We start from the raw sequence: 24932 nt of genomic DNA on the forward strand, positions 1-24932 counted from the left end.
TTCACCGGACCTAGACCTCATAACTTCGCTGATTAGACCAGTAATTTGCTGAATCTTTGCGGCGATCTGTGTATATTCCCCCTATAAAGTAAATATTGTGTGAACCCGACGGCTATTTTAGGCCGACGTTCAGCATTTTTAGCAAAAAATGCAGTTTAATGGCAAAATGAGAGCTAGTTCACCGAAATTATAAGCATTTTAATGAATATATTAGTTTTAAATGGACCCAACCTAAACTTGTTGGGTAAACGCGAGCCGGAAGTTTATGGCTCCATGACGCTAGAGAATGTCATCAGTGACCTTCGTCGCTACGCTGAGAGTGTGGATGTTGAATTAACTCACTTTCAATCGAATGCTGAACACGAGTTGATCGAGAAGATTCAAAATGTGCTCATCGATTCTTTGCCCATTCACGGCATTATCATCAACCCAGCGGCCTTCACACATACCAGTGTCGCCATCAGAGATGCTTTATTAGCGCTTAACTTACCTATCATTGAAGTGCATTTATCGAACGTGCATGCAAGAGAGTCTTTTCGTCAGCATTCCTACATCTCGGATATCGCCGATGGTGTGATTGTCGGGCTTGGCCATTTGGGCTACCGTTTTGCTGTTGACGCTTTAGTTTCGAAATACACGACAAAAAATAATTAATTTAATACACAACAAATTAAAAAGAGACAAATCATGGACATTAGAAAAATTAAAAAACTCATTGAGCTTGTTGAAGAATCAGGCATCGCTGAACTAGAAATCACTGAAGGTGAAGAGTCGGTAAGAATTCATCGTGGTGGATCCAGCGCCAACATTCAATATGCACCGCAGATGATGCAAGCGCCAGCTCCAGCACCGGCAGCAGCACCTGCACCGGCCGCTGCTCCTGTAGCTGAAGTTGCTGCAGCGCCAAGTGGGCATGTCGTTAAGTCGCCAATGGTAGGAACTTTCTACCGCTCTTCATCACCAGAAGCGAAAGCTTTTGTTGAAATTGGTCAAAGCGTCAAAGTAGGCGATACCCTATGTATTGTTGAAGCAATGAAAATGATGAATCAGATTGAAGCTGACAAAGCCGGTGTCATCAAAGAAATCTTGGTAGATAACCAAGAACCTGTAGAGTTTGACCAACCGATGTTCGTGATCGAATAAGGCGGCTACCATGCTTGATAAAGTACTTATTGCCAACCGAGGCGAAATTGCACTGCGGATCTTACGCGCATGCAAAGAGCTAGGCATAAAAACAGTCGCTGTGCATTCAACAGCAGACAAAAACTTAAAACACGTATTATTGGCCGACGAGTCTATTTGTATTGGTAATGCACCAGCAAATGAAAGCTACCTCAATATTCCGCGTATTATTGCAGCAGCAGAGGTGACGAATTCAATTGCGATTCACCCTGGATACGGGTTCTTAGCTGAGAGCGCGGAATTTGCAGAAGCAGTTGAGAAAAGTGGTTTCGTTTTCATCGGCCCTACAGCGGAAACAATCAACTTAATGGGCGATAAAGTATCCGCTATCGCCGCCATGAGAAAAGCCGGTGTTCCTTGTGTACCGGGCTCAGACGGCCCATTAGGCGACGACTTAGAAAAGAATAAGGCAATTGCCAAGCGAATTGGTTATCCGATGATCGTAAAGGCAGCTGGCGGTGGTGGCGGTCGCGGTATGCGAGTGGTACGCAGCGAAGCAGAGCTGGATGAAGCGGTTCGCACAACCAAAGCAGAAGCTGGCGCAGCGTTTAATAACGACGTTGTATACATGGAAAAGTTCTTAGAGAATCCTCGCCATGTTGAAATTCAAGTCCTAGCCGATGGTCAAGGTAACGCAATTCATTTAGGTGAACGCGATTGCTCAATGCAACGTCGTCACCAGAAAGTAGTTGAGGAAGCGCCAGCTCCGGGAATTTCTCAGCAAATGCGCGAGAAAATTGGAGAACGTTGTCGTAGAGCATGTATCGAAATTAACTACCGTGGTGCTGGCACATTTGAGTTTTTATACGAAAATGGCGAGTTCTATTTCATCGAAATGAATACTCGTATTCAAGTTGAGCATCCAGTGTCAGAAATGATCACAGGTGTAGACTTAATCAAAGAGCAATTGCGTATTGCTGCAGGTCAGCCCTTATCAATTGAGCAGTCGCAGATTCAAATCCGTGGTCATGCCATTGAGTGTCGTATTAATGCTGAGGATCCTCAAACCTTTATACCCTGTGCAGGGAAGATCAATATGTTCCATGCACCAGGCGGTTTAGGTGTTCGCTGGGAATCTCATATTTATTCTGGCTACACCGTGCCTCCCTATTATGATTCAATGATTGGTAAACTGATTACTTATGGCGAAAGCCGTGATGAAGCGATTGCTAGAATGAGACATGCGCTGAGCGAGTTAGTGGTTGAAGGGATAAAAACGAACGTTCCTCTACAGCAACTGATAATGGCGGATGAAAATTTCTTTAACGGTGGAACAAATATCCATTACTTAGAGAAAAAACTCGGTTTGAGTAAATAATCAGTCAGTCGCTTTTGATTAGCACTCAAAAATGCCCCTTTTCGGGGCATTTTTGTTTTTTGACTCGACGCTGTTGTTTGTAGGAATGTGTGTAGAAATGTTTGTAGAAACGTGCATAGAAAAAAGTGCGCTTAAAAGGCAAAGTTTGCGTATGTATGTTTTTATCAAATTCTAGGATAACTTATGTTTGGCCTATTCAAATCTAACCCGAGCAAAAAACTGCGTAAAACCTACGACATGAAACTTGAACAGGCAATGCATGCCCAACGCAAAGGTGACATCAAAACCTATTCAATGTTGACCGCTGAAGCTGAAAAAATCTGGGCGGAAATCCAAGAAATAGAAGGCAAAGAAAAATAATAGAGTACAACTCGACTCCACTAACCCTCTGGCTAAAAAACTGACGATCAATAAAGTCTTTGACTTATGTCTGCTCAGTAATCATATTTATTCATTAACTTTTGTTCTACATTCAAGCAAACCGCTAGGAAGCCAATATGAAACGTTTACCTATAATCATTGCTATTGTGTTCACTTTTACCAGCACGAGTCTTTTTGCGGAAACCCCGACCAGCAATGACCCACAGATGAGTATCACCTCACACAAAGGCAAGTTTAACGGCCACAGTGTTAGTTACAATGTGCATGCCGGCGATACACTTTTAGTTGACAAGGAAGGCAAGCCGAAAGCCTCTATATTTAGCACAGCCTATTTCAAAACCAATACAAAAAATAGCGAAAATCGACCTCTAATTTTTGTATTCAACGGCGGTCCTGGTAGTTCAAGCGTGTGGTTACATATGGGTGTATTTGGTCCCAAATTAGTCAATTTGCCAAGCGATGCTCAAGCAGTCAGTGCCGCGTCCTTTTCAATGAAAAGTAATCCCCATAGCTTGTTGGATGTTGCTGATATGGTGTTTATTGACCCGGTAGGCACTGGCTATTCAAAAGCCTTGGGAGAATATGAGGGTAAAGACTTCTGGGGAGTCAAAGAAGACGCCGTTGTAATGTCGGAATTCGTCCGATACTTCATTACACAGCATGAACGCTGGAATAGCCCAAAGTACTTAGCGGGTGAGAGCTATGGTACAACGCGCGCGGGAGCAATGGTGGCAGAGTTGCAAGAAGGTTGGGGATCCATTGACTTGAATGGCGTGTTTTTGATTTCTTCTATTGTCGACTTTCAAACTGGTGACTTCACCGACGGTAATGACATTCCTTACATGACCTTCTTACCAACATACGCAGCAACTGCTTGGTATCACGACGCACTACCTAACAAAGATAGCTGGCCTTCGTTGGAAGCCTTCTTGGATGAAGTGAGAGATTTTGCCCTTAATCAATACACCACATTCCTCTTCAAAGGTGCCTTAGCCACAGAAGCGGAAAACAACTTAGTGTTGGAACAGCTACATAAATATACTGGCTTGAGTCGCACCTATCTCAAAAATACTAATTTGAGGATTAACGAATTTTACTTCATGAAAGAGCTTTTACGTGATAGAGGACAAGTCGTTGGCCGCTTAGATAGCCGCTATTTAGGCACAGAGCGAAATAACGTGGAGGCTCGCTTTGACGCTGACCCCTCAGGTTACGCTATCGATGGCGCATATACTGCAGTAATGCAAAACTATCTTGCCAAAGACCTGAAAGTAAAACGTTTAGAACCCTACAACATTTTGAGCAGCGAAGTATTTGGAAATTGGAATTGGCTATATGGTGGTAGCCCTCGTCAACAGGGTTTCTTGAATGTAACGCCATACTTAGCCACTGCACAGCATCAAAATAAAGATTTCCGAATCTTTGTAGCAAATGGTTACTATGATCTCGCCACGCCCTTCTTTGCGACCGAGCATTCGATGAATCATCATGGAATAATGAAAGAAAAAGTTACAATGAAGTATTACCAAGCGGGTCATATGATGTATATTCACCATCCTTCGCTGAAGCAGCTAGCGGATGACATGCGAGAATTTGTAGAACAAGGCAAAAACTGAGTAACTAAAACCTATGGCGTGGCAACAATTAAAAATTAATGTGAAGGCAGAATATGCTGAATCTGTGGGCGATATGTTGTCCGCAAACAGAGCGCAAGCCGTGACTTTTGTGGACGCTAAAGACACGCCCATGTACGAGCCAAAACCGGGAGAGGTACTACTTTGGCCAGATACTCAGGTAGTTGGCCTGTTTGACGCCAACGATGACTTAGGGCCTGTCATTAAACGTTTAGAAAATGCAAAGACTTTAGGTAAAGGTTTTATACACGTCATTGATCAGTTGGAAGACAAGGATTGGGAACGCGAGTGGATGGAAAATTTTCATCCCATGCAGTTTGGCGACAGACTTTGGATTTGTCCGAGTTGGCGAGACGTACCAGATCCCAATGCAGTGAATATTTTGCTAGACCCCGGGCTTGCTTTTGGTACAGGTACACACCCGACAACGTCTTTATGCTTAAAATGGTTGGATCGTACGCAAGTAGATGGCCTCACCGTGGTCGACTTTGGTTGTGGTTCAGGTATTTTAGCTATCGCTGCATTGAAGCTTGAAGCGAAAAAGGTCATCGGTATTGATATTGATCCTCAAGCGTTACAGGCGAGCATGGACAATGCTCAGCGCAATGGCGTAGAAGACCGATTGGCTGTATATTTACCCTCAGACCAACCAACTCTGCAAGCTGATATTGTGATGGCGAATATATTGGCTGGTCCTTTAAAAGATCTAAACAATGTGATCAGTGCATATTGTAAACCCGGCGGTAAATTGATTATGTCGGGTATTTTAGTAGAACAAGCCGAAGAAGTGGAAAAAGCCTATGCTTCTGAGTTTGTTTTTGACCCTATTGAAATTGATGGTGAGTGGGTCAGATTAACTGCAAAAAAGTCTTTATAAGGTAAAAACTTAGTTTAAAATAGGGGCTTCTTAAACAGTTAAGATGGCGTGTTTATTCAGTTTTCAAGCATTATTTTTTTTCATTTTGCATTTTCTTTGTAAACTATTGACACAAATCAGAATATTTTTTCAATCGTTCACTAATCGCGCAATCTGATTAAAATTTAGGCTTTCTATTTGTTCGAAAAATAAGTAATATGTCGGTGTTTTGAGCCATGTCGGACCAGTATTACTGAGGTAGTAGTGTTTTAGTAGCAGTGTTGAGGTAGTAAGTGCGAATTGGGAAATACGAGTTAGAGAACAATTTGATGCTTGCGCCGATGGCTGGTGTTACTGACCGACCAACGAGACAATTGTGTAAATCAATGGGCGCTGGATTAGTCGTTTCTGAAATGCTGTCTAGTAACCCAAGCGTTTGGAATACACAGAAGTCGCAATTACGCATGAACCACGAAGGAGAATCGGGCATTCGCTCTGTTCAAATTGCTGGTTCCGAGCCAGAGTTAATGGCTCAAGCTGCGCAGTTCAATGTCGATAACGGTGCGCAAATCATCGATATCAACATGGGTTGTCCAGCAAAGAAAGTCAATAAGAAGCTAGCGGGTTCAGCACTGCTGCAACAACCCAAATTGGTTGAGGACATTGTGAAAGCGGTGGTCAACGCAGTAGATGTACCTGTTACTTTGAAAATTCGTACGGGGTGGGACACTGATAATCGAAATGGTGTCCAGATTGCTCAGATTGCGCAAGCAAATGGCATTCAATCACTGGCAGTGCATGGAAGAACGCGAGCCTGTATGTATAAAGGAAAAGCGGAATACGAGACAATTCGTCGTATCAAGAATTGTATCGATATTCCGGTCATCGCAAACGGCGATATTCTCACCGTTGATGACGCGGTAAATGTGTTAAAGGTAACCGGTGCGGACGGTGTCATGATTGGTCGCGGAGCCCAAGGTAACCCTTGGATATTTCGTGAAATCAATCACTATCTTGCTACTGGTGAATATTTATCTAAACCAAGTTTAAGTGAGATCTTGTCAGTGCTGACACAACATGTCAGAAATGTTCAGGCGTTTTACGGAGACCCTATGGGTGCTCGTATTGCACGAAAACATGTCGCTTGGTATGTGGAAAAGTATGATGTTGACCGAACATTCCGCCGAATTTTTAACGCTATCGACTGCGGCGAAAGCCAAATTGAAGCTTTAGAATCGTTTTTTTCATCGTTGTCTGACAATACTAATTTAGTGTCGCCAGCAGCTTAGTTTTAATCTTTTTATAAGAGCAATAAGAGTATTATGTTCGATCAAAATCTAACGTCACCTTTTACGACTACGGTAACTACACCAACACAAGCGCAAACTCAGAAGCCATTAAGAGCATCTGTGAAGCAAGCGGTAAACAAATATCTAAAGGAACTAGATAACCAAGACATCGATAATTTATACGACTTGGTTCTTGCTGAAATTGAAGCGCCTTTATTGGAAGAAGTCATGACATATACTCGTGGCAACCAGACTCGTGCGGCTAACTTAATGGGTATCAACCGTGGTACTTTACGTAAGAAGCTTAAGCAATATGGTATGAACTAAGATTCATTACTTAGTGTTGCAGTAGTGGTTCATCAAGATCCATTACAACCAATAAGAAAAGGCGAACCTAGGTTCGCCTTTTTTATTGCTACTCTAAACGGTCAGAGGGCTTATTTTCGGAAGTAACCTTCAAATCGCAATTTTACATTTTCGTACGTGTTTACGGCAGCTTCAAAATTTTCTTCGTAGGTAGGAATTAAGTCAATCAGTTCAACCATTCGATATTCTAATTCATCAATTTGTTGGCGTAACTCTAGGCGTTCAGCGCGCACCAAGCCATCAGCTATCATCAAATCATTTTTATCCGCGATAACTTCTTCAAAGTTTTCAATCCGCATATACAAGCTATCTAGCGCATCTTCCGCACTGTTCATCGCTCGCTGGGAGGTATACAAAATTTTGCCATCAGCCATACCTTCGAGAAATCCGCTTGCCAGCGAATCTGGGCAATTTCGATTGTAGGTATTTCCTTTGGTGCCCAAGAAAAAACCGTTTGTTTTAGTACAATATTTTTTAGTACCTTCATTGTGACCTGCCAAGTACTTTTGTAAATCAGGCGTAATACCATGCTTTGAACATTCCTGACGATGTTGAGCAATTTGTGAATCGCGGTAGCCAGAAACACCATCTTCATAACCTATTGCTTCCCAGTCAGCCGTTTCACAATCAGCTTGACTCATGTTTGCACAAGCAGATAACAATAGCATTAGCACCGTTAATGCAAGTAGAGAGAATATGTGTGAGGGTTTCATGTCTATTCCTATCATGTGGTTCGATCCATATCGTTCGTCAGTTAATTGGGCGAGCTAAATACCTCTTGTCCCTTATCGTAAGCCTTTATAACAGCAAAGCGCAAAATAGCCTAGTTAGAGATTACAACTTCCTACTTCCATGCGCTAACTTATGCAAACCTAGCTTAACCTTCACTGAATAAAGTTCACTTTTTAGGTGCTAAAATGACCAAAAGTTGCTATTATCCGCGCCCATCCAAAGTCCCTTCGATTTAAAAGCCCGTGTTTGCAACAGTGCAGCGTTTTCGCTCAAAAAGCTCAAGCAACACGAACAACTGTAGAGAACGAAATGCAAAAAGCTAAACCCATTCAAAGAGCACTATTGAGTGTGTCAGACAAAACTGGAATCGTAGAATTTGCCACCGCCCTATCCAATCAAGGCATAGAATTATTATCGACTGGCGGCACTGCAAAACTGCTTCGTGAAAATGGGATAGCCGTCAAGGATGTATCTGAACACACGGGCCAAGCAGAAATCATGGATGGTAGAGTGAAAACGCTACACCCTAAAATTCACGGTGGTATTTTAGGTCGTCGCGATCTTGACCAAGCGGTCATGGCAGAACAAGCTATTGCCCCCATCGACCTCGTTGTCGTTAACCTATATCCATTTGCTGCGACTGTTGCAAACCCAGATTGTAGTTTAGAAGACGCCGTTGAAAACATTGATATTGGCGGGCCAACAATGGTGAGAGCAGCTGCCAAAAATCATAATGACGTTACCATTATTGTTAACGCTGACGATTACTCAAAGGTTATGCAAGAAATGCATGACAACGGCGGTAGCGTTACCTTTGCGACTCGCTTCGATTTAGCGATTAAAGCCTTTGAGCATACCGCAGAGTACGATGGCATGATCGCCAATTATTTTGGTGCCAAAATTGAAACTGTCAGTCAAAACTGTGCCGAAGATTGTGAACACACTCACAGTGAATTCCCACGTACTTTCAATGTTCAAATGACAAAGAAGCAAGATTTGCGCTATGGTGAAAACAGTCACCAAGAAGCCGCTTTTTATGTTGAAAACTCAATTCAAGAAGCCTCCGTTGCTACAGCAGAACAGTTGCAAGGCAAAGAACTTTCATTCAATAACATTGCCGATACTGACTCAGCGCTTGAGTGTGTGAAGGAATTTGAGCAAGCCGCATGTGTTATTGTCAAACATGCCAACCCTTGTGGTGTTGCTATTGCCGACAACATTTTAAATGCCTATGAAAAGGCCTACAAAACTGACCCCACTTCTGCATTTGGAGGCATTATCGCGTTCAACCGTGAACTCGATGCCGCGACAGCACAAGCGATTATCGATCGTCAATTTGTCGAAGTCATCATTGCGCCAAGTGTCAGTAAAGAGGCTCAAGAAGTTGTTTCGGCCAAACAAAATGTGCGTTTGTTAGCATGTGGCGAGTGGCAGGGTCAATTGACCGAAGGTTACGACTTTAAACGCGTCAATGGCGGCTTATTAGTACAAGAGCGTGATTTTGGTATGGTTGAAAAAGAAGACCTAACCGTGGTCTCAGAGGTACAGCCAACAGAACAACAATTAGAAGACTTGTTGTTCACATGGAAAGTGGCAAAGTATGTGAAATCAAACGCCATAGTGTATTGCCGCGATGGCATGACAATAGGAGTGGGCGCTGGACAAATGAGTCGCGTTTACTCAGCAAAAGTGGCGGGTATCAAAGCTGCTGACGAAGGCTTAGAAGTTGAGGGCTGCGTCATGGCCTCAGATGCTTTCTTCCCATTTAGAGATGGTATAGATGCCGCAGCTGCTGCTGGTATTAAAGCAGTTATTCAACCTGGTGGTTCAATGCGCGATAACGAAGTGATTGCAGCGGCGAATGAGCATGGCATTGCGATGGTATTCACCGGAATGAGGCATTTCAAACATTAAGAAGTGTTAGAGTTCATGTGTGTCGTTATTCAGCGCGGCACATATGCTTTAGCTGTTTGACATTACAACGAAAAAATAGAGAACGTAAATGAAAGTATTGGTAATTGGTGGTGGCGGTAGAGAGCATGCTTTAGCCTTTAAAGCAGCAGATTCAAAATTGGTGACAGAGGTATTTGTTGCACCTGGGAACGCAGGAACAGCCCTAGAGCCAAAATTGAAGAATGTCGATATTGCAGCTGAAGATTCCCAAGCCCTGCTCGAGTTTGCTAAATCTGAACGAATCGGATTAACCATTGTTGGACCTGAAGCACCACTGGTAGATGGCATTGTTGACCTATTCCAAGCGAACAACCTTGTTATCTTTGGTCCAAGCAAAGGGGCCGCACAACTTGAAGGTTCTAAAGCATTCACAAAAGACTTCTTAGCACGTCACGAAATACCAACCGCAGACTACGCCAATTTTACTGAAATAGACCCCGCTATCGCTTACGTACGTGAGAAAGGTGCACCTATCGTAGTAAAAGCCGACGGCTTGGCTGCGGGCAAAGGCGTTATTGTTGCCATGACACTAGCTGAAGCTGAAGATGCAATCAAAGATATGCTCGCCGGAAATGCCTTCGGTGATGCAGGTAGCAGAGTGGTTATTGAGGAGTTTTTGGAAGGCGAAGAAGCTAGCTTTATCGTCATGGTCGATGGTAAAAATATTCTGCCATTTGCTACCAGTCAAGATCACAAACGTGCATTTGATAAGGACCAAGGTCCGAATACTGGCGGCATGGGAGCATATTCTCCCGCTCCCGTTGTTACCCCAGCAGTCTACGAGCGTATTATGCAAGAAGTGATTAAACCCACAGTGCAAGGTATGGCTGACGAAGGGCATCCATATACAGGCTTCTTATACGCTGGATTAATGATTAATGAACAAGGCACACCAAAAGTTATCGAATACAACTGTCGCTTTGGTGATCCTGAAACTCAGCCGATTATGATGCGTCTGAAATCAGATCTTGTTGGTTTGTGTATGTTAGCGCAAAACCAGCAACTTGATACCGCAAATATTGAATTCGATACTCGCGCTGCCGTAGGCGTTGTGTTGGCTGCCGGCGGTTATCCCGGTAGTTACGCGAAAGGCGATGAAATTTTTGGCTTGGCTGAAGCCGCCAAGTTGCCGGGCAAAGTATTTCATGCAGGCACAGTCTTAGACGGCGACAAAGTCCTCACCAACGGTGGACGGGTGTTATGCGCTACTGGCTTAGGCGAAACGGTGACAGAAGCTCAACAAAATGCCTATGCTTTAGTAGACGCAATTGATTGGCAGGGAGTGATGATAAGAACGGATATTGCCTACCGTGCGATTGCTCGCGAGCAAGAAGCAAACTGAAAAACACCTTGACCCACCACGCTGGGTTGCTTATAACTAGGGTAATTCAATTACCCTAGAAGCTTATGTCTGTAAAACACCCTATTATAGCAATCACCGGTTCTTCTGGCGCCGGCACGACGACCACGACTAATGCAATTAGGCATATATTTCGGAACTTAGAAATAAATGCGGCCTCTGTAGGCGGCGACAGCTTCCACCGTTTTACCCGGCCTGAAATGGAGGTAGAAATACGCAAAGCGCAAGAACAAGGTCGCCACATTAGCTACTTTGGTCCTCATGCAAACGATTTTGAACTGCTATCTAAACTATTTGTTGAATATGGTGATTCAGGCAAAGGGCAGTTTCGTCAGTATCTTCATACTTTTGATGAAGCCGTTCCTTTCAACCAAATGCCCGGCACGTTTACGCCATGGCAAGACTTACCAGAAAGTACCGATTTATTGTTCTACGAGGGCTTACATGGTGGCGTCGAAACTGATGAAGTCGACGTTGCTTCACATGTCGATCTCTTGGTTGGTATGGTGCCGATTGTAAACTTAGAGTGGATTCAGAAGATTGTTCGCGATACTACTGACAGAGGTCATTCTCGTGATGCCGTCATGAGCAGTATTGTTCGAAGTCTTGACGATTATTTTCACTACATCACACCACAATTCTCACGTACACACGTAAATTTCCAACGAGTACCAACTGTCGATACCTCTAATCCATTCAGTGCCAGAGAGATACCCACTCAAGACGAAAGTTTTGTGGTTGTTCGCTTCCGTCGCGAAATGAAAAATGTCGATTATCCCTATCTATTGAAGATGATAGATGGTGCTTTCATGTCTCGCGTTAACACCATCGTTGTACCCGGCGGAAAAATGGGTTTAGCCATGGAATTGATACTCACTCCACTCATTGAAGAACTTTTAGATAAAAAACGCAGAGCGGGTTATCAAATGGATTGGCTGGCTGAGAAAAAAGACTAAAATTAAACATTCGTTTTGACAATGACTTAGCTTATTTTTTGAACGCAGAGCGACATTTTGTATTGTATAAAAATATCAGAATGCTATCTTGTACGCGTAGTGAAGAAAAACAGCTAATTTGTTGATTGCGTGAGTTAGCTGTACCGCCGTTTATCGGCGGTTTTTTTTTGCCTAAAATATAACTGTCACTCCCACCCAAAATATAACCGTCACTCCCACCCCAAACATAACCGTCACTCCCACGCAAAACATAACCGTCACTCCCACGCAAAATATAACCGTCACTCCCACGCAGGTGGGAGCCAAAAAGATTACCGCCTGCGCGGCAATGACGGTGGATCACACCCCAAGTAGTGACGGTGGATCACACCCCAAGTAGTGACGGTGGATCACACCCCACGTAGTGACGATGAATCACACCCCAAACATAACCGTCACTCCCACGCAGGTGGGAGCCAAAATGACACTCTTTGTAACAATCCTATTTTATTCACTACTTTTCGACGGTACATCTTTCACTTATGATAGTCTTAGTCAAAATGTAGCTTAGGAAAGCAAATGGGTCAGGAAACCTCAAAAATCTTAGTTGTTGATGACGACATGCGACTTCGCTCGTTACTCGAGCGCTATCTTGTAGAGCAAGGTTATCAAGTACGCACAGCTGCAAATTCAGAGCAAATGGATAGGTTGCTGGAACGTGAAAACTTTCACTTAATGGTGCTAGATTTGATGTTGCCTGATGAGGACGGCTTGTCCATATGTCGGCGCCTACGCCAGCAGGAAAATCAAATCCCTATCATTATGCTAACCGCTAAAGGCGACGAGGTTGATCGTATCATCGGATTAGAAATGGGTGCGGATGATTATCTCCCTAAACCATTCAATCCGAGAGAGCTTTTGGCGCGGGCCAAGGCAGTTCTGCGACGCAAAACAAACGAAGCGCCAGGTGCGCCCTCTCAGTCAGAACAAATCGTTAGTTTCGGTACTTATAAACTCAATTTAGCCACTCGTGAAATGTCAGATGATGGCAAACCGCTTACGCTCACTAGCGGTGAGTTTGCGGTGCTTAAGTCACTCGTGACTCATGCAAGAGAACCCTTATCGCGCGACAAATTAATGAACCTCGCGCGTGGTCGAGATTACAGTGCACTTGAACGAAGTATTGATGTTCAAGTATCTCGACTTCGACGCATGTTGGAAGAAGATCCAGCGAATCCACGTTACATTCAAACCGTATGGGGCTTAGGCTATGTGTTCGTACCCGATGGCGAACTAGATAACTAAATAAAGTGAGCTTTCTCCCTAAGAATACTTTTGGTCAAACGGTCCTGCTCATTGCAGGCCTTTTGCTGATTAATCAGATAGTCACTTACTATTCAGTGGTGACTTACTTCATCCGACCAAACTACCAACAAATAAACACCTTGGTCGCCACGCAAATTGATCAGATTTTTCTACAGAACATTCAGAATCCAGAAAGTGAATTGCACAATGCCTATATGGCGAAAACCGGTACACGATTCCACACTACGGAGTCAGCAATGCATGCTGGTTTGCGTGATGCAACGTATTACCATTTTATGTCTAAGGCTATTTCTGAGCGTTTGGGGGGCGACACCGATGTGCGAATTACGGGTGGTGAAAACTATCTTATTTGGATCAGACCACCTCAAGACCCAAGCATTTGGATTTCGATCCCGATGCAAGGCATAGAAGACTCTGATTTATCACCACTCACGATTTATTTAATTGTCATTAGTATTCTCAGTGTTGCAGGTGGTTGGTTATTTGTTCGACGTTTGAATAGACCACTGCAAGCGCTTCAAAAAGCCGCGCGCCAAGTAGGTAAAGGGCAATTCCCAGAGCCCCTGCCATTAGAAGGTAGTACGGAAATGGTCTCGGTGACAAATGCTTTTAACAAAATGTCGCAGGGGATCCATCAGCTTGAAAGCGACCGCGCTTTAATGACTGCGGGCATATCGCATGACCTTCGCACGCCACTTACTCGGATCCGTTTAGCCAGTGAAATGTTGCCTGACGACCAAGATTGGGTAAAAGATGGTATTGAGCACGACATTGAAGACATGAACGCGATTATCGACCAATTCATTGATTACGCTCGCCAAGACCAGCAAGAAGCGACTGAAAACGTCGATTTGAACAAACTTATTCAAGAGCTTGTTAACGGCCGTATAATGGAGCCTGATCACTATATTGAGCTTAATCTGGAACAACTTCCCAACGCGAAACTTCGTGTCGTGGGTATTAAGCGGGTGCTAGAAAACTTGATAGAAAATGCCTTCCGCTACGGTAGTGAAAATATCAGCATCAGCACTCAAGTTGATCATCAAACAAAATCGCTGATATGTAGCATTAAGGATTACGGCAAGGGCATTCCTGAGCATGAAATCCCCTTCTTGTTTGCCCCTTTTACTCAAGGTGATAAAGCTCGCGGTACGGTAGGCTCAGGACTGGGTTTAGCAATCAGCAAACGTATTGTTGAAAGTCATGGTGGGCGAATGCTGTTCAGCAACCATTCGTCGGGCGGCTTAAAAGCTGGTTTTAGCCTCCCCTATAGCTCCTTATGAACACGAATTACAACTCTAGCCATACTTGTCAACTCCGTTCCGATGCATTTCTCTTTTGGGTTAGATTCAGCAACAAGCCGAGTTGTAGTTGCCAAATATTGTTTGCTCGAGGTTACCCCATATTAGGGTTTTAGGGATTAGTCTTGCTTCAAACGATTTTTTGGGTACATTTTCAAACATTCTAGGATTACTAGGATGGACAGTGTAATTTGACTAAAATTACAAACCAAGTTTAGCTTTTAGATCTCTTTAGTACAAATTTTGTTCAGATGCGAGCCGCTACGCTTTAAACTTAGGTCTAGAATTAAAAGCAGGAAAAACATTCTTTAAAACAGGCTGTTACCTCTTAAGTCAATGATGCAAATAGATAAATTCATTATACGGTATTAAAATTTATAACTTTGTAGTTAATTACAAACAGGCACGATGAAAAGGACATGGAATCATTTTTGCAATTATTCCAATACAGTTGATTACATCATGTTCAAACTTAACAAATTCGCACAATGTGGCTTATTAGCAAACTTACTACTTTTATCCGGTTATGCGAATGCAGGAACGGCGCTCGAGTTCGTAGACGCGAACAGGACCGCAAATGGTAGTCTTACCCTCTGGGAAGATGTTGGTAGTTTGAACGGGCAGAGCATAGATGTGGTCATACGTGTTAATTCTGTTGATGCTGGTGGCGCTGTTGCTGTTAGTACTGCTGGTGATAACGCTCGTGTTCGTTTAAATAATGGCAGTACTACTGGCGCTCATCAAGCATCCGTCAGCTATGAGTTCTATGTTGCAGACACTTTTAATTTGACGACAGGTTTGGGGACAGCAATAACGATCGTTCCATTTGGCGTCTTTCAGGACATTGACTCCGATAGTGGTGAAACCGCTATATTTGATAAAGCAGACATTGCGCAGTATACGGTAGAAGGTGGCACAGGCGGTGGAACCGGCGCCTCGACTATCGTTGATAATGATGACGGTACTAATATAACCTTCACGTCCACTGGAAGCTTTGGCACAGATACGCGAAATTCAATATTAATCGATTTTAAACCCGTTACCTCTATTGACGTAACATATACTGTTACTGGAGGTGGCAGAAACTTTAACTTCGATGGAGATATTGATACTTCATTTAATTCAGATGATACGACACAAGTAGATATGACTGCGCCAAGTGCACCTTCTGTCAATACAATATCAACAAATGACCCCACACCCACAATTACCGGTAATGCTGAACCACTCAGTACAGTAACAGTAGTTGTCGGCGGCGCGACATTTACTACGATAGCCGCAGCCGACGGAACCTGGAGTATTGACACCAGTATTACACCTACTTCGGGAACATTTAATCCAAACACGAATGGCGCAAATGACGTAAACGTAACCTCAACTGATCAGGCTGACAACACATCAGTTGCTGATGGAACAAGTGCAGAACTGAATATCGATACGATGTCTCCCAGTTTGGTAATTCAGAACGCGCCAAGCTCGACTAACTCAGCGTATACTGTCACGCTCCAGTTCAGTGAGGACGTAACGGGGTTTACTACAGATGATATTACAGTAGGTAACGGCGCAGCATCAAACTTAGTCCAGGTGGATGCAAACACCTATACCGCGCTTATCACACCAGCAACCCAAGGTTCGGTAACTATCGACGTTGCCGCAAGTATAGCTATTGATCAAGTAGGAAATAACAATACGGCAGCAACACAAGTAGCAAGCAATTTTGATAATTTGCAACCAAGTGTTGCGATTCAAAATGTACCTGCGAATAGCAACAGTGCTTTTACAGCTACCTTTGAGTTTAGCGAGAATGTGACAGGATTTACACAGGCTGACATCGATGTTTTCAATGCAAACATCAGTAATTTTATAGCTATTGATGGCAACACATATACTGCACTAATCAGCCCGATTGCGAACGGGAATGTCGCGTTAAACGTGAACACTTCCGTTGCTGTAGATGGCGCAAATAATAACAATACTGCCGCAATACAAGTTATATCGAACTTTGACACAATAATGCCAAGTGTCGTCATTCAAAACGCATCTGCAAACACAAATGCTGCGTTTACAACAACATTCCAGTTTAGCGAGGATGTCACCGGCTTCACTCTAAGTGATATCGCGCTGGGCAATGCCACGGCAACTAACTTTGTGCAAGTGGATGCTAATACCTATACCGCCTTGATCACGCCAGCCACAGACGGTGCAGTCACCATCGATGTCGCCGCCTCTGTTGCCCAAGATGCAACAGGCAACAATAATACATTGGCAGCTCAAGCGACCGTGAATTTTGATGGTACCGACCCAAGTGTCGTCATTCAAAACGCACCTGCAAACACAAATGCTGCATTTACAACGACATTCCAGTTTAGCGAAGATGTGACTGGTTTCGCCTTAAGTGACATTGCACTGGGCAATGCCACGGCAACTAACTTTGTGCAAGTGGATGCTAATACCTATACCGCCTTGATCACGCCAACCGCTGATGGTGCAGTCACTATTGATATTGCCGCCTCTGTTGCCCAAGATGCCACCGGCAACAACAATACAATTGCAGCGCAAGCGACCGTAAATTTTGATGGTACCGACCCAAGTGTTGTTATTCAAAACGCGCCAACAAACACAAATGCTGCGTTTACAACAACATTCCAATTTAGCGAAGATGTGACTGGTTTCGCCTTAAGTGACATTGCACTTGGCAATGCCACGGCAACTAACTTTGTGCAAGTGGATGCAAATACCTATACCGCTTTGATCACGCCAGCCACAGACGGTGCAGTCACCATCGATGTCGCTGCCTCTGTTGCCCAAGATGCAACAGGCAACAACAATACATTGGCAGCCCAAGCGACCGTGAATTTTGATGGTACCGACCCAAGTGTTGTTATTCAAAACGTGCCTACAAGCACAAATGCTGCATTTACAACGACATTCCAGTTTAGCGAAGATGTGACTGGTTTCGCCTTAAGTGACATTGCACTTGGCAATGCCACGGCAACTAACTTTGTCCAAGTGGATGCAAATACCTATACCGCCTTGATCACGCCAACCGCTGATGGTGCAGTCACTATTGATGTTGCCGCCTCTGTTGCCCAAGATGCCACCGGCAACAACAATACAATTGCAGCGCAAGCGACCGTGAACTTTGATGGTACCGACCCCAGTGTCGTCATTCAAAACGCACCTGCAAACACAAATGCTGCATTTACAACGACATTCCAGTTTAGCGAGGATGTCACCGGCTTCGCCTTAAGTGACATTGCACTGGGTAATGCCACGGCAACTAACTTTGTGCAAGTGGATGCTAATACCTATACCGCCTTGATCACGCCAACCGCTGATGGTGCAGTCACTATTGATGTTGCCGCCTCTGTTGCCCAAGATGCAACAGGCAACAATAATACATTGGCAGCGCAAGCGACCGTGAATTTTGATGGTACCGACCCAAGTGTTGTTATTCAAAACGTGCCTACAAGCACAAATGCTGCGTTTACAACAACATTCCAGTTTAGCGAAGATGTGACTGGTTTCGCCTTAAGTGACATTGCACTTGGCAATGCCACGGCAACTAACTTTGTGCAAGTGGATGCAAATACCTATACCGCTTTGATCACGCCAGCCACAGACGGTGCAGTCACCATCGATGTCGCTGCCTCTGTTGCCCAAGATGCAACAGGCAACAACAATACATTGGCAGCCCAAGCGACCGTGAATTTTGATGGTACCGACCCAAGTGTTGTTATTCAAAACGTGCCTACAAGCACAAATGCTGCATTTACAACGACATTCCAGTTTAGCGAAGATGTGACTGGTTTCGCCTTAAGTGACATTGCACTTGGCAATGCCACGGCAACTAACTTTGTCCAAGTGGATGCAAATACCTATACCGCCTTGATCACGCCAACCGCTGATGGTGCAGTCACTATTGATGTTGCCGCCTCTGTTGCCCAAGATGCCACCGGCAACAACAATACAATTGCAGCGCAAGCGACCGTGAACTTTGATGGTACCGACCCCAGTGTCGTCATTCAAAACGCACCTGCAAACACAAATGCTGCATTTACAACGACATTCCAGTTTAGCGAGGATGTCACCGGCTTCGCCTTAAGTGACATTGCACTGGGTAATGCCACGGCAACTAACTTTGTGCAAGTGGATGCTAATACCTATACCGCCTTGATCACGCCAACCGCTGATGGTGCAGTCACTATTGATGTTGCCGCCTCTGTTGCCCAAGATGCAACAGGCAACAATAATACATTGGCAGCGCAAGCGACCGTGAATTTTGATGGTACCGACCCAAGTGTTGTTATTCAAAACGTGCCTACAAGCACAAATGCTGCGTTTACAACAACATTCCAGTTTAGCGAAGATGTCACCGGCTTCACTCTAAGTGATATCGCTCTGGGTAATGCCACGGCAACTAACTTTGTGCAAGTGGATGCTAATACCTATACCGCCTTGATCACGCCAACCGCTGATGGTGCAGTCACTATTGATGTTGCTGCCTCTGTTGCCCAAGATGCCACCGGCAACAACAATACATTGGCAGCGCAAGCGACCGTGAATTTTGATGATGTTTTACCTATCGTTACTGTTGATATGCCTCCTATCGCTAATAGTCTCAATGCAAGCAACTATTCAATTGCAGGCAACTGTAGTGTTAGTGATGGTGATGTCTCAGTCACTGTTGTTGGTGCAACTCCTGAAACGCAATTAGTTTCTTGTACTGGTGGGGTTTGGTCTGCGACTTTTAATGTATCAGCTATCGTTGATGGCGAAAACGTAATACAAATTAGCGTGCAACAAACAGACGACGCAGGCAACAGCGGTGTTGCAAATAGTCAAACAAATAAAGATACGATCGCTTATGAATTAAGCGCACAGGACGTTAATTCTGGCTTAGATAATTCACCTGAATTTACAGGGACGAGTAATTCTCCAGATGGCAGCATAGTGACAATACGAGACCAGGATGGCACATTCTTATGCATGGCTACAGTCCAAAACGGACAATGGTCATGCGAGAGTCAAGTGCCATTGAGTGCTGAAACACAAACGCTAACAGCCGAAATTACTGACTTAGCCGGTAACATCACAACTGTAGATTTTGTTGCAACAATCATACTGGATTCTGACGGTGATGGTATTTCAGATGAGATTGAGGGTACAGGAGACTCTGATGGTGATGGAACACCAGACTATCTGGATACAGACTCAGATGGGGACGGCATCCCTGATGCAGAGGAAGGTGCAGATGACACAGATGGTGATGGTGTGCCTGATTACCTTGACCAAGATTCAGATGGTGATGGCATTCCCGATGCTGATGAAGGCACTGCAGATACCGATGGTGATGGCACGCCTGATAGAATAGATTCTGGTACAGATGAAGATTTTGACGGCATACCTGATGCAATTGAAGGTCCAGGGGATAGCGATAATGACGGGATCCCTGATTACCTAGACTCAGATAGTGATAATGATGGCATATTAGATTCAATCGAAATAATCGTGTCTGGCCTCGATTCAGATAATGACGGGATTGATGACACCTTCGATGTTGATGCAACGGGCGGTAATGATAGCAATGGTGACAACGTAGATGACGATGTCATGCCCCGCGATACAGATGATGATGGCTTAGCAAATTACCTAGACCTTGATTCAGACAACGATAATCTGCCTGATACCATTGAAAAACAAATTAATATGGCAGATACCGACCAAGATGGGGTTATTAATATCTTTGATGTCGACATAGTGGGTGGCGTCGATTCTGATAACGATTCAATCGTTGATACAGCTGATGTAGATATCACACAAGGCTCCGACTTCAATAGTAATGGTATTGATGACGCTATTGAGTTTAGTAATGACCATGATGGTGATGGAAATGCTGACTATTTAGATATAGACAGCGACAACGACGGTATTCCAGACGGATTAGAGGGCGGTGCTACTGGTTTTGACTCTTCTGGAAATGGCTTGGATGACGCGTTTGATGTGGTTTATACCGGAGGTGTTGATGTAAACAACGATGGTGTAGATGATTCAATACAATTGGTGAATACAGACTTAGATGCTGTAGTTGATATGTTCGATTTAGACAGCGATAACGACACGTTGTTAGATACCGTTGAAGCTCAAGTTTTAGACGAAAATACTGATGGTATAGCTGATCAAGGTGCGGTGTTAGTTTATGACCCAATTGATACCGATGGCGACGGAGTTCGTGATTTCCGCGATATCGACAGTGACAATGATGGGCTTAATGACATCGAAGGTACTCCTGGTTCGGGACTTGATGAAGATGGCGATGGACAAATAGATATTACGGAAGACAACGATGGTGATGGCATTGATGATAGTGTCGACACAAATCCGGTCGAGCGGGGCGACGATGGTGACAACGATACCGATGGTGACGGCATTCCAGCTTATGCTGATGAAGATGATGACAACGATGGCATCGCAGATGTTACCGAAGGGACTATCGATTCAGATGGTGATGGCATAATTGACGCTAACGACAAAGACAGTGATAACGATGGCTTAAGTGATTCTTTTGAAGCACTTCGACCCGCACCGTTAGGTTTAGACGATGATAATGACGGTATTGATAATGCTTACGACGTGAATGCTACAGGTGGCATTGATGCTGATGAGGATGGGGTAGATGACATATTCTCATTGGTTGATACCGATAGTGATGGTGTAGCCGATAGACTTGAACAAGACGCCGATAATGATGGTTTATCTGACACGACTGAACAGGTGTTAACAGTATTATCTAATATTGATAGCAATGAAAACGGAATTGATGACGCAGTTGACGTTTTGATCACTCTCGGTCTGGACGAGAATAACGACGGTATCGACGACATTTACGTAAGCGATTTAGATACAGATAATGATGGACTGCTAAACTACCGTGATGTTGATAGTGATGGCGATGGCATTGACGACAGCATTGAAGGAAACATAGATTCTGACGGCGATGGTATTCCAGATTATCTGGATACAGACTCTGATAACGATGGCATCGACGACAGCATTGAAGGTGTTGTTGATACAGATGGCGATGGCATACCAGACTATATCGACATAGATTCTGATAATGATGGTGTGGACGATAGTGAAGAAGGTGCTATCGATACAGATGGCGATGGTATCTCAGATAATCGTGACACAGACTCTGACAATGATGGCATTTTGGATGCTGATGAGGCTGGGGACTTTAATAACGATGGAATAGATGATCGGATACAAGCTTTCAAGCAAGTCGAATCAGCCATTCGTGGTGCAGGTAATACTGGACTCGGCTTACTTGGTTTATTAGCTGCATTTGTTTTGGCTCGCAGAACAAAACACTCAAAAGTAGGAGCTGCCAAAATCAAACTTGAAAAACAGCATAGTAAGAGCAAAATGAAGGTGTTAATACTGTCGGTACTTTTAACGTTGGGGTTTAACGTTAAGTCAGAAGAGAGTTGCATTGACGATACTAAGATGAACGATAGTTGTTGGTTCGCGAGCGGTGGTCTTGGGGTTTCGTTACTAGCTCCAGACGAAAACAGTTCTGGGTTTAACACGATTGATGACATTGATAGTGCATTTAAATTTACTGCAGGCTATGTCATTAGTGAGCATTGGTTCGGTGAGATTAGCTACGCGAATCTTGGTCAAGCACAACTTGCACACGCTAATCCAACATTACCGCAGGACATGGAAATTGACTATTCAGCACTTACAGCTAGCGCTGGTTATTGGTTGTTTGATAAGCAAGACGAATGGAACCTGTTTATAAGAGCTGGGTTAGGGGCCGTTAGCACTAAATCAAACTATGAGCAATTTCATGAAAAACAAAATTCAGTGCAGTTAATCGTAGGTCTAGGTGCTCAATGGCGTATTAACGAGCATTGGATTTTACGTGCAGAGTTTGATGGATTAGAAAAAGACGCACGTTATGTGGGCTTGTCTATTGGTCGATTTTTTGGTTCAACAACCAAAAAAAACCATAGTAAAGCCGCTGCAGAATCGGTTGTTCAAGGGATAATTGAAAAACCAACGGCCGTTCAAACAGAAGAAATGCCCCGAGAAGTTGAAGCACTCATCGAAAAAGAAGAAGACTTTGTATCTTATATCAATCACGACAACGACAGTGATGGCGTCTTAAATGAAGTTGACCAATGTCCAAACACTTTTAAAGGAAAAAATGTAAATAGTCTAGGTTGCGAGATATTAGAGGAGATAACACTGAACATTCAGTTTGATACTAGTTCGACTGAAATTAAGCAAGAGTATTTGTTACAACTATCAGAGGTAAGTGAAGTAATCGAACAGTATGAAAGCATCACTATTACTGTAGAAGGACATACTGATTCAGTCGGAAGTGTAAAAAATAATCAATTTCTATCTGAAAGTCGAGCGATTGCGGTTAAAAATAAACTGGCTGAATTAACGGGACTAGATGATGAAAGCTTTAATGCGATAGGCTTAGGAGAATCTCTGCCAATTGTTGATAACGATATCCAAAAGATACGATACAAAAATCGGCGTGTTGTGATTAGAATTCAGACCAAAGAGGAGGTCTAGGGGTTTCTCTCTCGAAAGTTACCTAAAACAGCGCAAAAACATTTTACTTAAAGAGGCTCTGAAAATACCCTAACTAATGATTTTTTCAGAGCTGTTAATTTCGCTCGGTGCGTTATATCGTCAATTTCCAAGCAAAAAAAAGCGCTATTTAGACTCGTTTGTTTACACTCTCAAGAAATGGCAATGGTGACTATCTCGAAGTATTTAAGCAAATTAGACCATTGCAATTATCACGGATTAATACGGTGACCATAACTTAAGGCCCTAGTTACAACATACTTGTCATCTAATGACTGCCAAATCATGGTGAAATCTGCCTTGCCCTCGCAAACGTCAGTATCAAAGGAACAAAATATGTGTGTCCCTTGTGTGATGGCGCCAAACGATTTTATGGGAAACACCTGAAATGATTCAGGTAGCAATTTTCGATAAAAGTTACCACATACATTATTTTTTGTGTTGACAATCATCGATGCCCTGTCCCATGTCACTCCTCCATTGTCATGATAGAACTCAATGTCTTGTGCAAAGAAGGACCTATGCTTCTCCAGTTCATTCTTATCTGCGCATTTATTAAAGGAATCAAATAGGTCATGGTCAGCTTGTCTCATTTTATCCTCTAGGTCTAAATCGGCCACCACATTTAGACTGAGTATAGATAACACTAAAGTAAAAAAAAATTTCATTGTGGGGCCTTTTTGCGAATTAAAGATTGCCGCAGAGACTATATGACCTATTTAATAAAGTGAAGATCAAACTTGTAAGCGAACATTACCTAGATTTGGATAGATACATACCTGCTAAATTATCAGGCTTTATTACTAACGGACAATTGCCTACCAATTGGGGGCAAATTCAGGATCAATTAGCCTTTGGCCTGTATCTAGTTTAGCGATAGCAGCCATATCTTCTGGCGTTAAGCGCAGCTCGCTCGCCTCTAAATTTTCTTGTAAATGCTCCTTGCTTGTCGAGGCAGGGATCGTGGCGATGTTTTGTTGCATCTGCCAAGCTAAGGCAATCTGCGCGACTGATTTATCGTACTTTGTTGCTAGCGCTTTTAGTACATCATCATCTAAAATCTGTTTGTTACCTAATGGCATGTAACCTACAACATCTACACCATTGGTTTGGCAATAGTTAACTAGGTGCTGATTTTGAAAATACGGATGTACTTCGACTTGATTGATCTCTATTGATTCTTTACCAATACAAGCAAAAGCTTGCTCTAACAATTGCGGCGTGAAGTTTGATACACCGATAGCCCGAGTCATTCCTTTAAACTTACAATTGTTTAGCTCGGTCATGTAATCTTTCATCGCCACTTTGTCTTTGGGTGATGGCCAGTGAATCAGTAACAAGTCGACGTAGTCAGTTTGCAATTTCTCAAGACTCTTTTCAACGCTTGCCATGAACTTGTCCGGATGAAGATTATCTATCCACACTTTGGTGGTGATAAAAATATCTTCACGTTTAATTGATGAGTCAGCAATCGCTTGACCCACTTCTGCTTCATTATCATAGATTTGAGCCGTGTCGATGTGTCTGAAGCCTAAATCAAGGGCATGATGAATAGCCTGAGTGAGCTGTGAACCACTAAGACGAAATGTACCGAGGCCCATGGAGGGCATTTGAAGATTGCTCATATTTGTCTCTCCTTTTTGTAAATAACAATCAAGAGATGAAAGAACTATGCCAGAGTGAAGCTAC

The 24932-nt window shown here is 43.6% G+C and carries 17 protein-coding genes; 14 read left to right on the forward strand and 3 right to left on the reverse strand.

Annotated features, from left to right (window positions below; translation table 11 throughout):
- Window positions 1-201 precede the first annotated feature (201 nt).
- The 8 genes from aroQ (at window position 202) to fis (ending at window position 6987) form a co-directional block, all read left to right on the forward strand.
- Window positions 202-654, forward strand: coding sequence for a type II 3-dehydroquinate dehydratase (aroQ, locus tag RM544_RS13830; protein WP_311362396.1), 453 nt, complete (start codon window positions 202-204; stop codon window positions 652-654).
- A gap of 33 nt (window positions 655-687) precedes the next feature.
- On the forward strand, window positions 688-1143 hold the full coding sequence (gene accB, locus RM544_RS13835; protein ID WP_311362397.1) for an acetyl-CoA carboxylase biotin carboxyl carrier protein: 456 nt from the start codon (window positions 688-690) through the stop codon (window positions 1141-1143).
- A 10-nt stretch (window positions 1144-1153) separates the two neighbouring features.
- Window positions 1154-2500 carry an acetyl-CoA carboxylase biotin carboxylase subunit gene (gene accC, locus RM544_RS13840; RefSeq protein WP_311362398.1) on the forward strand — a complete coding sequence of 449 codons (1347 nt, stop codon included), beginning with the start codon at window positions 1154-1156 and terminating at the stop codon, window positions 2498-2500.
- A 183-nt stretch (window positions 2501-2683) separates the two neighbouring features.
- The gene (locus tag RM544_RS13845) at window positions 2684-2860 is read left to right on the forward strand and encodes a DUF6435 family protein (RefSeq protein WP_311362399.1); all 177 of its coding nucleotides are present in this window, start codon (window positions 2684-2686) and stop codon (window positions 2858-2860) included.
- Between the two features lie 137 nt (window positions 2861-2997).
- Window positions 2998-4497, forward strand: coding sequence for a S10 family peptidase (locus RM544_RS13850; RefSeq protein WP_311362400.1), 1500 nt, complete (start codon window positions 2998-3000; stop codon window positions 4495-4497).
- Window positions 4498-4510: 13 nt separating this feature from the next.
- On the forward strand, window positions 4511-5392 hold the full coding sequence (gene prmA, locus RM544_RS13855; RefSeq protein WP_311362401.1) for a 50S ribosomal protein L11 methyltransferase: 882 nt from the start codon (window positions 4511-4513) through the stop codon (window positions 5390-5392).
- Window positions 5393-5664: 272 nt separating this feature from the next.
- On the forward strand, window positions 5665-6660 hold the full coding sequence (dusB, locus tag RM544_RS13860; RefSeq protein ID WP_311362402.1) for a tRNA dihydrouridine synthase DusB: 996 nt from the start codon (window positions 5665-5667) through the stop codon (window positions 6658-6660).
- Between the two features lie 33 nt (window positions 6661-6693).
- Window positions 6694-6987 (forward strand): DNA-binding transcriptional regulator Fis, encoded by a 294-nt coding sequence (gene fis / locus RM544_RS13865; RefSeq protein WP_014110420.1) that lies wholly within the window; start codon window positions 6694-6696, stop codon window positions 6985-6987.
- Between the two features lie 110 nt (window positions 6988-7097).
- On the opposite strand, the gene RM544_RS13870 is transcribed toward fis, so the two are convergent.
- Window positions 7098-7739 (reverse strand): DUF2799 domain-containing protein, encoded by a 642-nt coding sequence (locus RM544_RS13870; protein ID WP_311362403.1) that lies wholly within the window; start codon window positions 7737-7739, stop codon window positions 7098-7100.
- Between the two features lie 328 nt (window positions 7740-8067).
- Between RM544_RS13870 and purH the strand changes: the two genes are divergently transcribed.
- From purH to RM544_RS13900, 6 genes are all read left to right on the forward strand, one after another.
- Entirely contained in the window at window positions 8068-9672 is a 1605-nt protein-coding gene (purH, locus tag RM544_RS13875) for a bifunctional phosphoribosylaminoimidazolecarboxamide formyltransferase/IMP cyclohydrolase (RefSeq protein WP_311362404.1), read from the forward strand.
- Between the two features lie 88 nt (window positions 9673-9760).
- Window positions 9761-11053: a phosphoribosylamine--glycine ligase gene (gene purD / locus RM544_RS13880; protein WP_311362405.1), complete on the forward strand. Its 1293-nt coding sequence runs from the start codon at window positions 9761-9763 to the stop codon at window positions 11051-11053.
- Between the two features lie 65 nt (window positions 11054-11118).
- Window positions 11119-12027 carry a phosphoribulokinase gene (locus RM544_RS13885; protein WP_311362406.1) on the forward strand — a complete coding sequence of 303 codons (909 nt, stop codon included), beginning with the start codon at window positions 11119-11121 and terminating at the stop codon, window positions 12025-12027.
- Between the two features lie 558 nt (window positions 12028-12585).
- Complete coding sequence (gene ompR / locus RM544_RS13890) at window positions 12586-13311, forward strand: osmolarity response regulator transcription factor OmpR (RefSeq protein ID WP_311362407.1); 726 nt, start codon at window positions 12586-12588, stop codon at window positions 13309-13311.
- A 5-nt stretch (window positions 13312-13316) separates the two neighbouring features.
- A complete protein-coding gene (gene envZ, locus RM544_RS13895) occupies window positions 13317-14615 on the forward strand; it encodes a two-component system sensor histidine kinase EnvZ (protein WP_311362408.1) in 1299 nt (432 codons plus the stop codon).
- Window positions 14616-15095: 480 nt separating this feature from the next.
- Window positions 15096-23225, forward strand: coding sequence for an Ig-like domain-containing protein (locus RM544_RS13900; protein WP_311362409.1), 8130 nt, complete (start codon window positions 15096-15098; stop codon window positions 23223-23225).
- A gap of 230 nt (window positions 23226-23455) precedes the next feature.
- Here the strand turns inward: RM544_RS13900 and RM544_RS13905 are convergent, their stop codons facing one another.
- Together RM544_RS13905 and dkgB are read right to left on the reverse strand one after the other, a co-directional pair.
- Window positions 23456-23911, reverse strand: a complete 456-nt coding sequence (locus tag RM544_RS13905) for a DUF4440 domain-containing protein (protein ID WP_311362410.1) — start codon at window positions 23909-23911, stop codon at window positions 23456-23458.
- A gap of 150 nt (window positions 23912-24061) precedes the next feature.
- Entirely contained in the window at window positions 24062-24868 is an 807-nt protein-coding gene (gene dkgB / locus RM544_RS13910; protein WP_311362411.1) for a 2,5-didehydrogluconate reductase DkgB, read from the reverse strand.
- Between the last annotated feature and the right edge of the window lie 64 nt (window positions 24869-24932).

The organism is Brumicola blandensis (assembly GCF_031846165.1).
In the GTDB taxonomy this organism is placed as follows: Bacteria; Pseudomonadota; Gammaproteobacteria; order Enterobacterales; family Alteromonadaceae; genus Glaciecola; species Glaciecola blandensis.

Bases quoted from the DNA above. Each gene is read 5' to 3' on its own strand.
- aroQ (WP_311362396.1), top strand. From the start codon at position 202: ATGAATATATTAGTTTTAAATGGACCCAACCTAAACTTGTTGGGTAAA.
- accB (WP_311362397.1), top strand. From the start codon at position 688: ATGGACATTAGAAAAATTAAAAAACTCATTGAGCTTGTTGAAGAATCA.
- accC (WP_311362398.1), top strand. From the start codon at position 1,154: ATGCTTGATAAAGTACTTATTGCCAACCGAGGCGAAATTGCACTGCGG.
- RM544_RS13845 (WP_311362399.1), top strand. From the start codon at position 2,684: ATGTTTGGCCTATTCAAATCTAACCCGAGCAAAAAACTGCGTAAAACC.
- RM544_RS13850 (WP_311362400.1), top strand. From the start codon at position 2,998: ATGAAACGTTTACCTATAATCATTGCTATTGTGTTCACTTTTACCAGC.
- prmA (WP_311362401.1), top strand. From the start codon at position 4,511: ATGGCGTGGCAACAATTAAAAATTAATGTGAAGGCAGAATATGCTGAA.
- fis (WP_014110420.1), top strand. From the start codon at position 6,694: ATGTTCGATCAAAATCTAACGTCACCTTTTACGACTACGGTAACTACA.
- RM544_RS13870 (WP_311362403.1), bottom strand. From the start codon at position 7,739: ATGAAACCCTCACACATATTCTCTCTACTTGCATTAACGGTGCTAATG.
- purH (WP_311362404.1), top strand. From the start codon at position 8,068: ATGCAAAAAGCTAAACCCATTCAAAGAGCACTATTGAGTGTGTCAGAC.
- purD (WP_311362405.1), top strand. From the start codon at position 9,761: ATGAAAGTATTGGTAATTGGTGGTGGCGGTAGAGAGCATGCTTTAGCC.
- RM544_RS13885 (WP_311362406.1), top strand. From the start codon at position 11,119: ATGTCTGTAAAACACCCTATTATAGCAATCACCGGTTCTTCTGGCGCC.
- ompR (WP_311362407.1), top strand. From the start codon at position 12,586: ATGGGTCAGGAAACCTCAAAAATCTTAGTTGTTGATGACGACATGCGA.
- RM544_RS13900 (WP_311362409.1), top strand. From the start codon at position 15,096: ATGTTCAAACTTAACAAATTCGCACAATGTGGCTTATTAGCAAACTTA.
- RM544_RS13905 (WP_311362410.1), bottom strand. From the start codon at position 23,911: ATGAAATTTTTTTTTACTTTAGTGTTATCTATACTCAGTCTAAATGTG.
- dkgB (WP_311362411.1), bottom strand. From the start codon at position 24,868: ATGAGCAATCTTCAAATGCCCTCCATGGGCCTCGGTACATTTCGTCTT.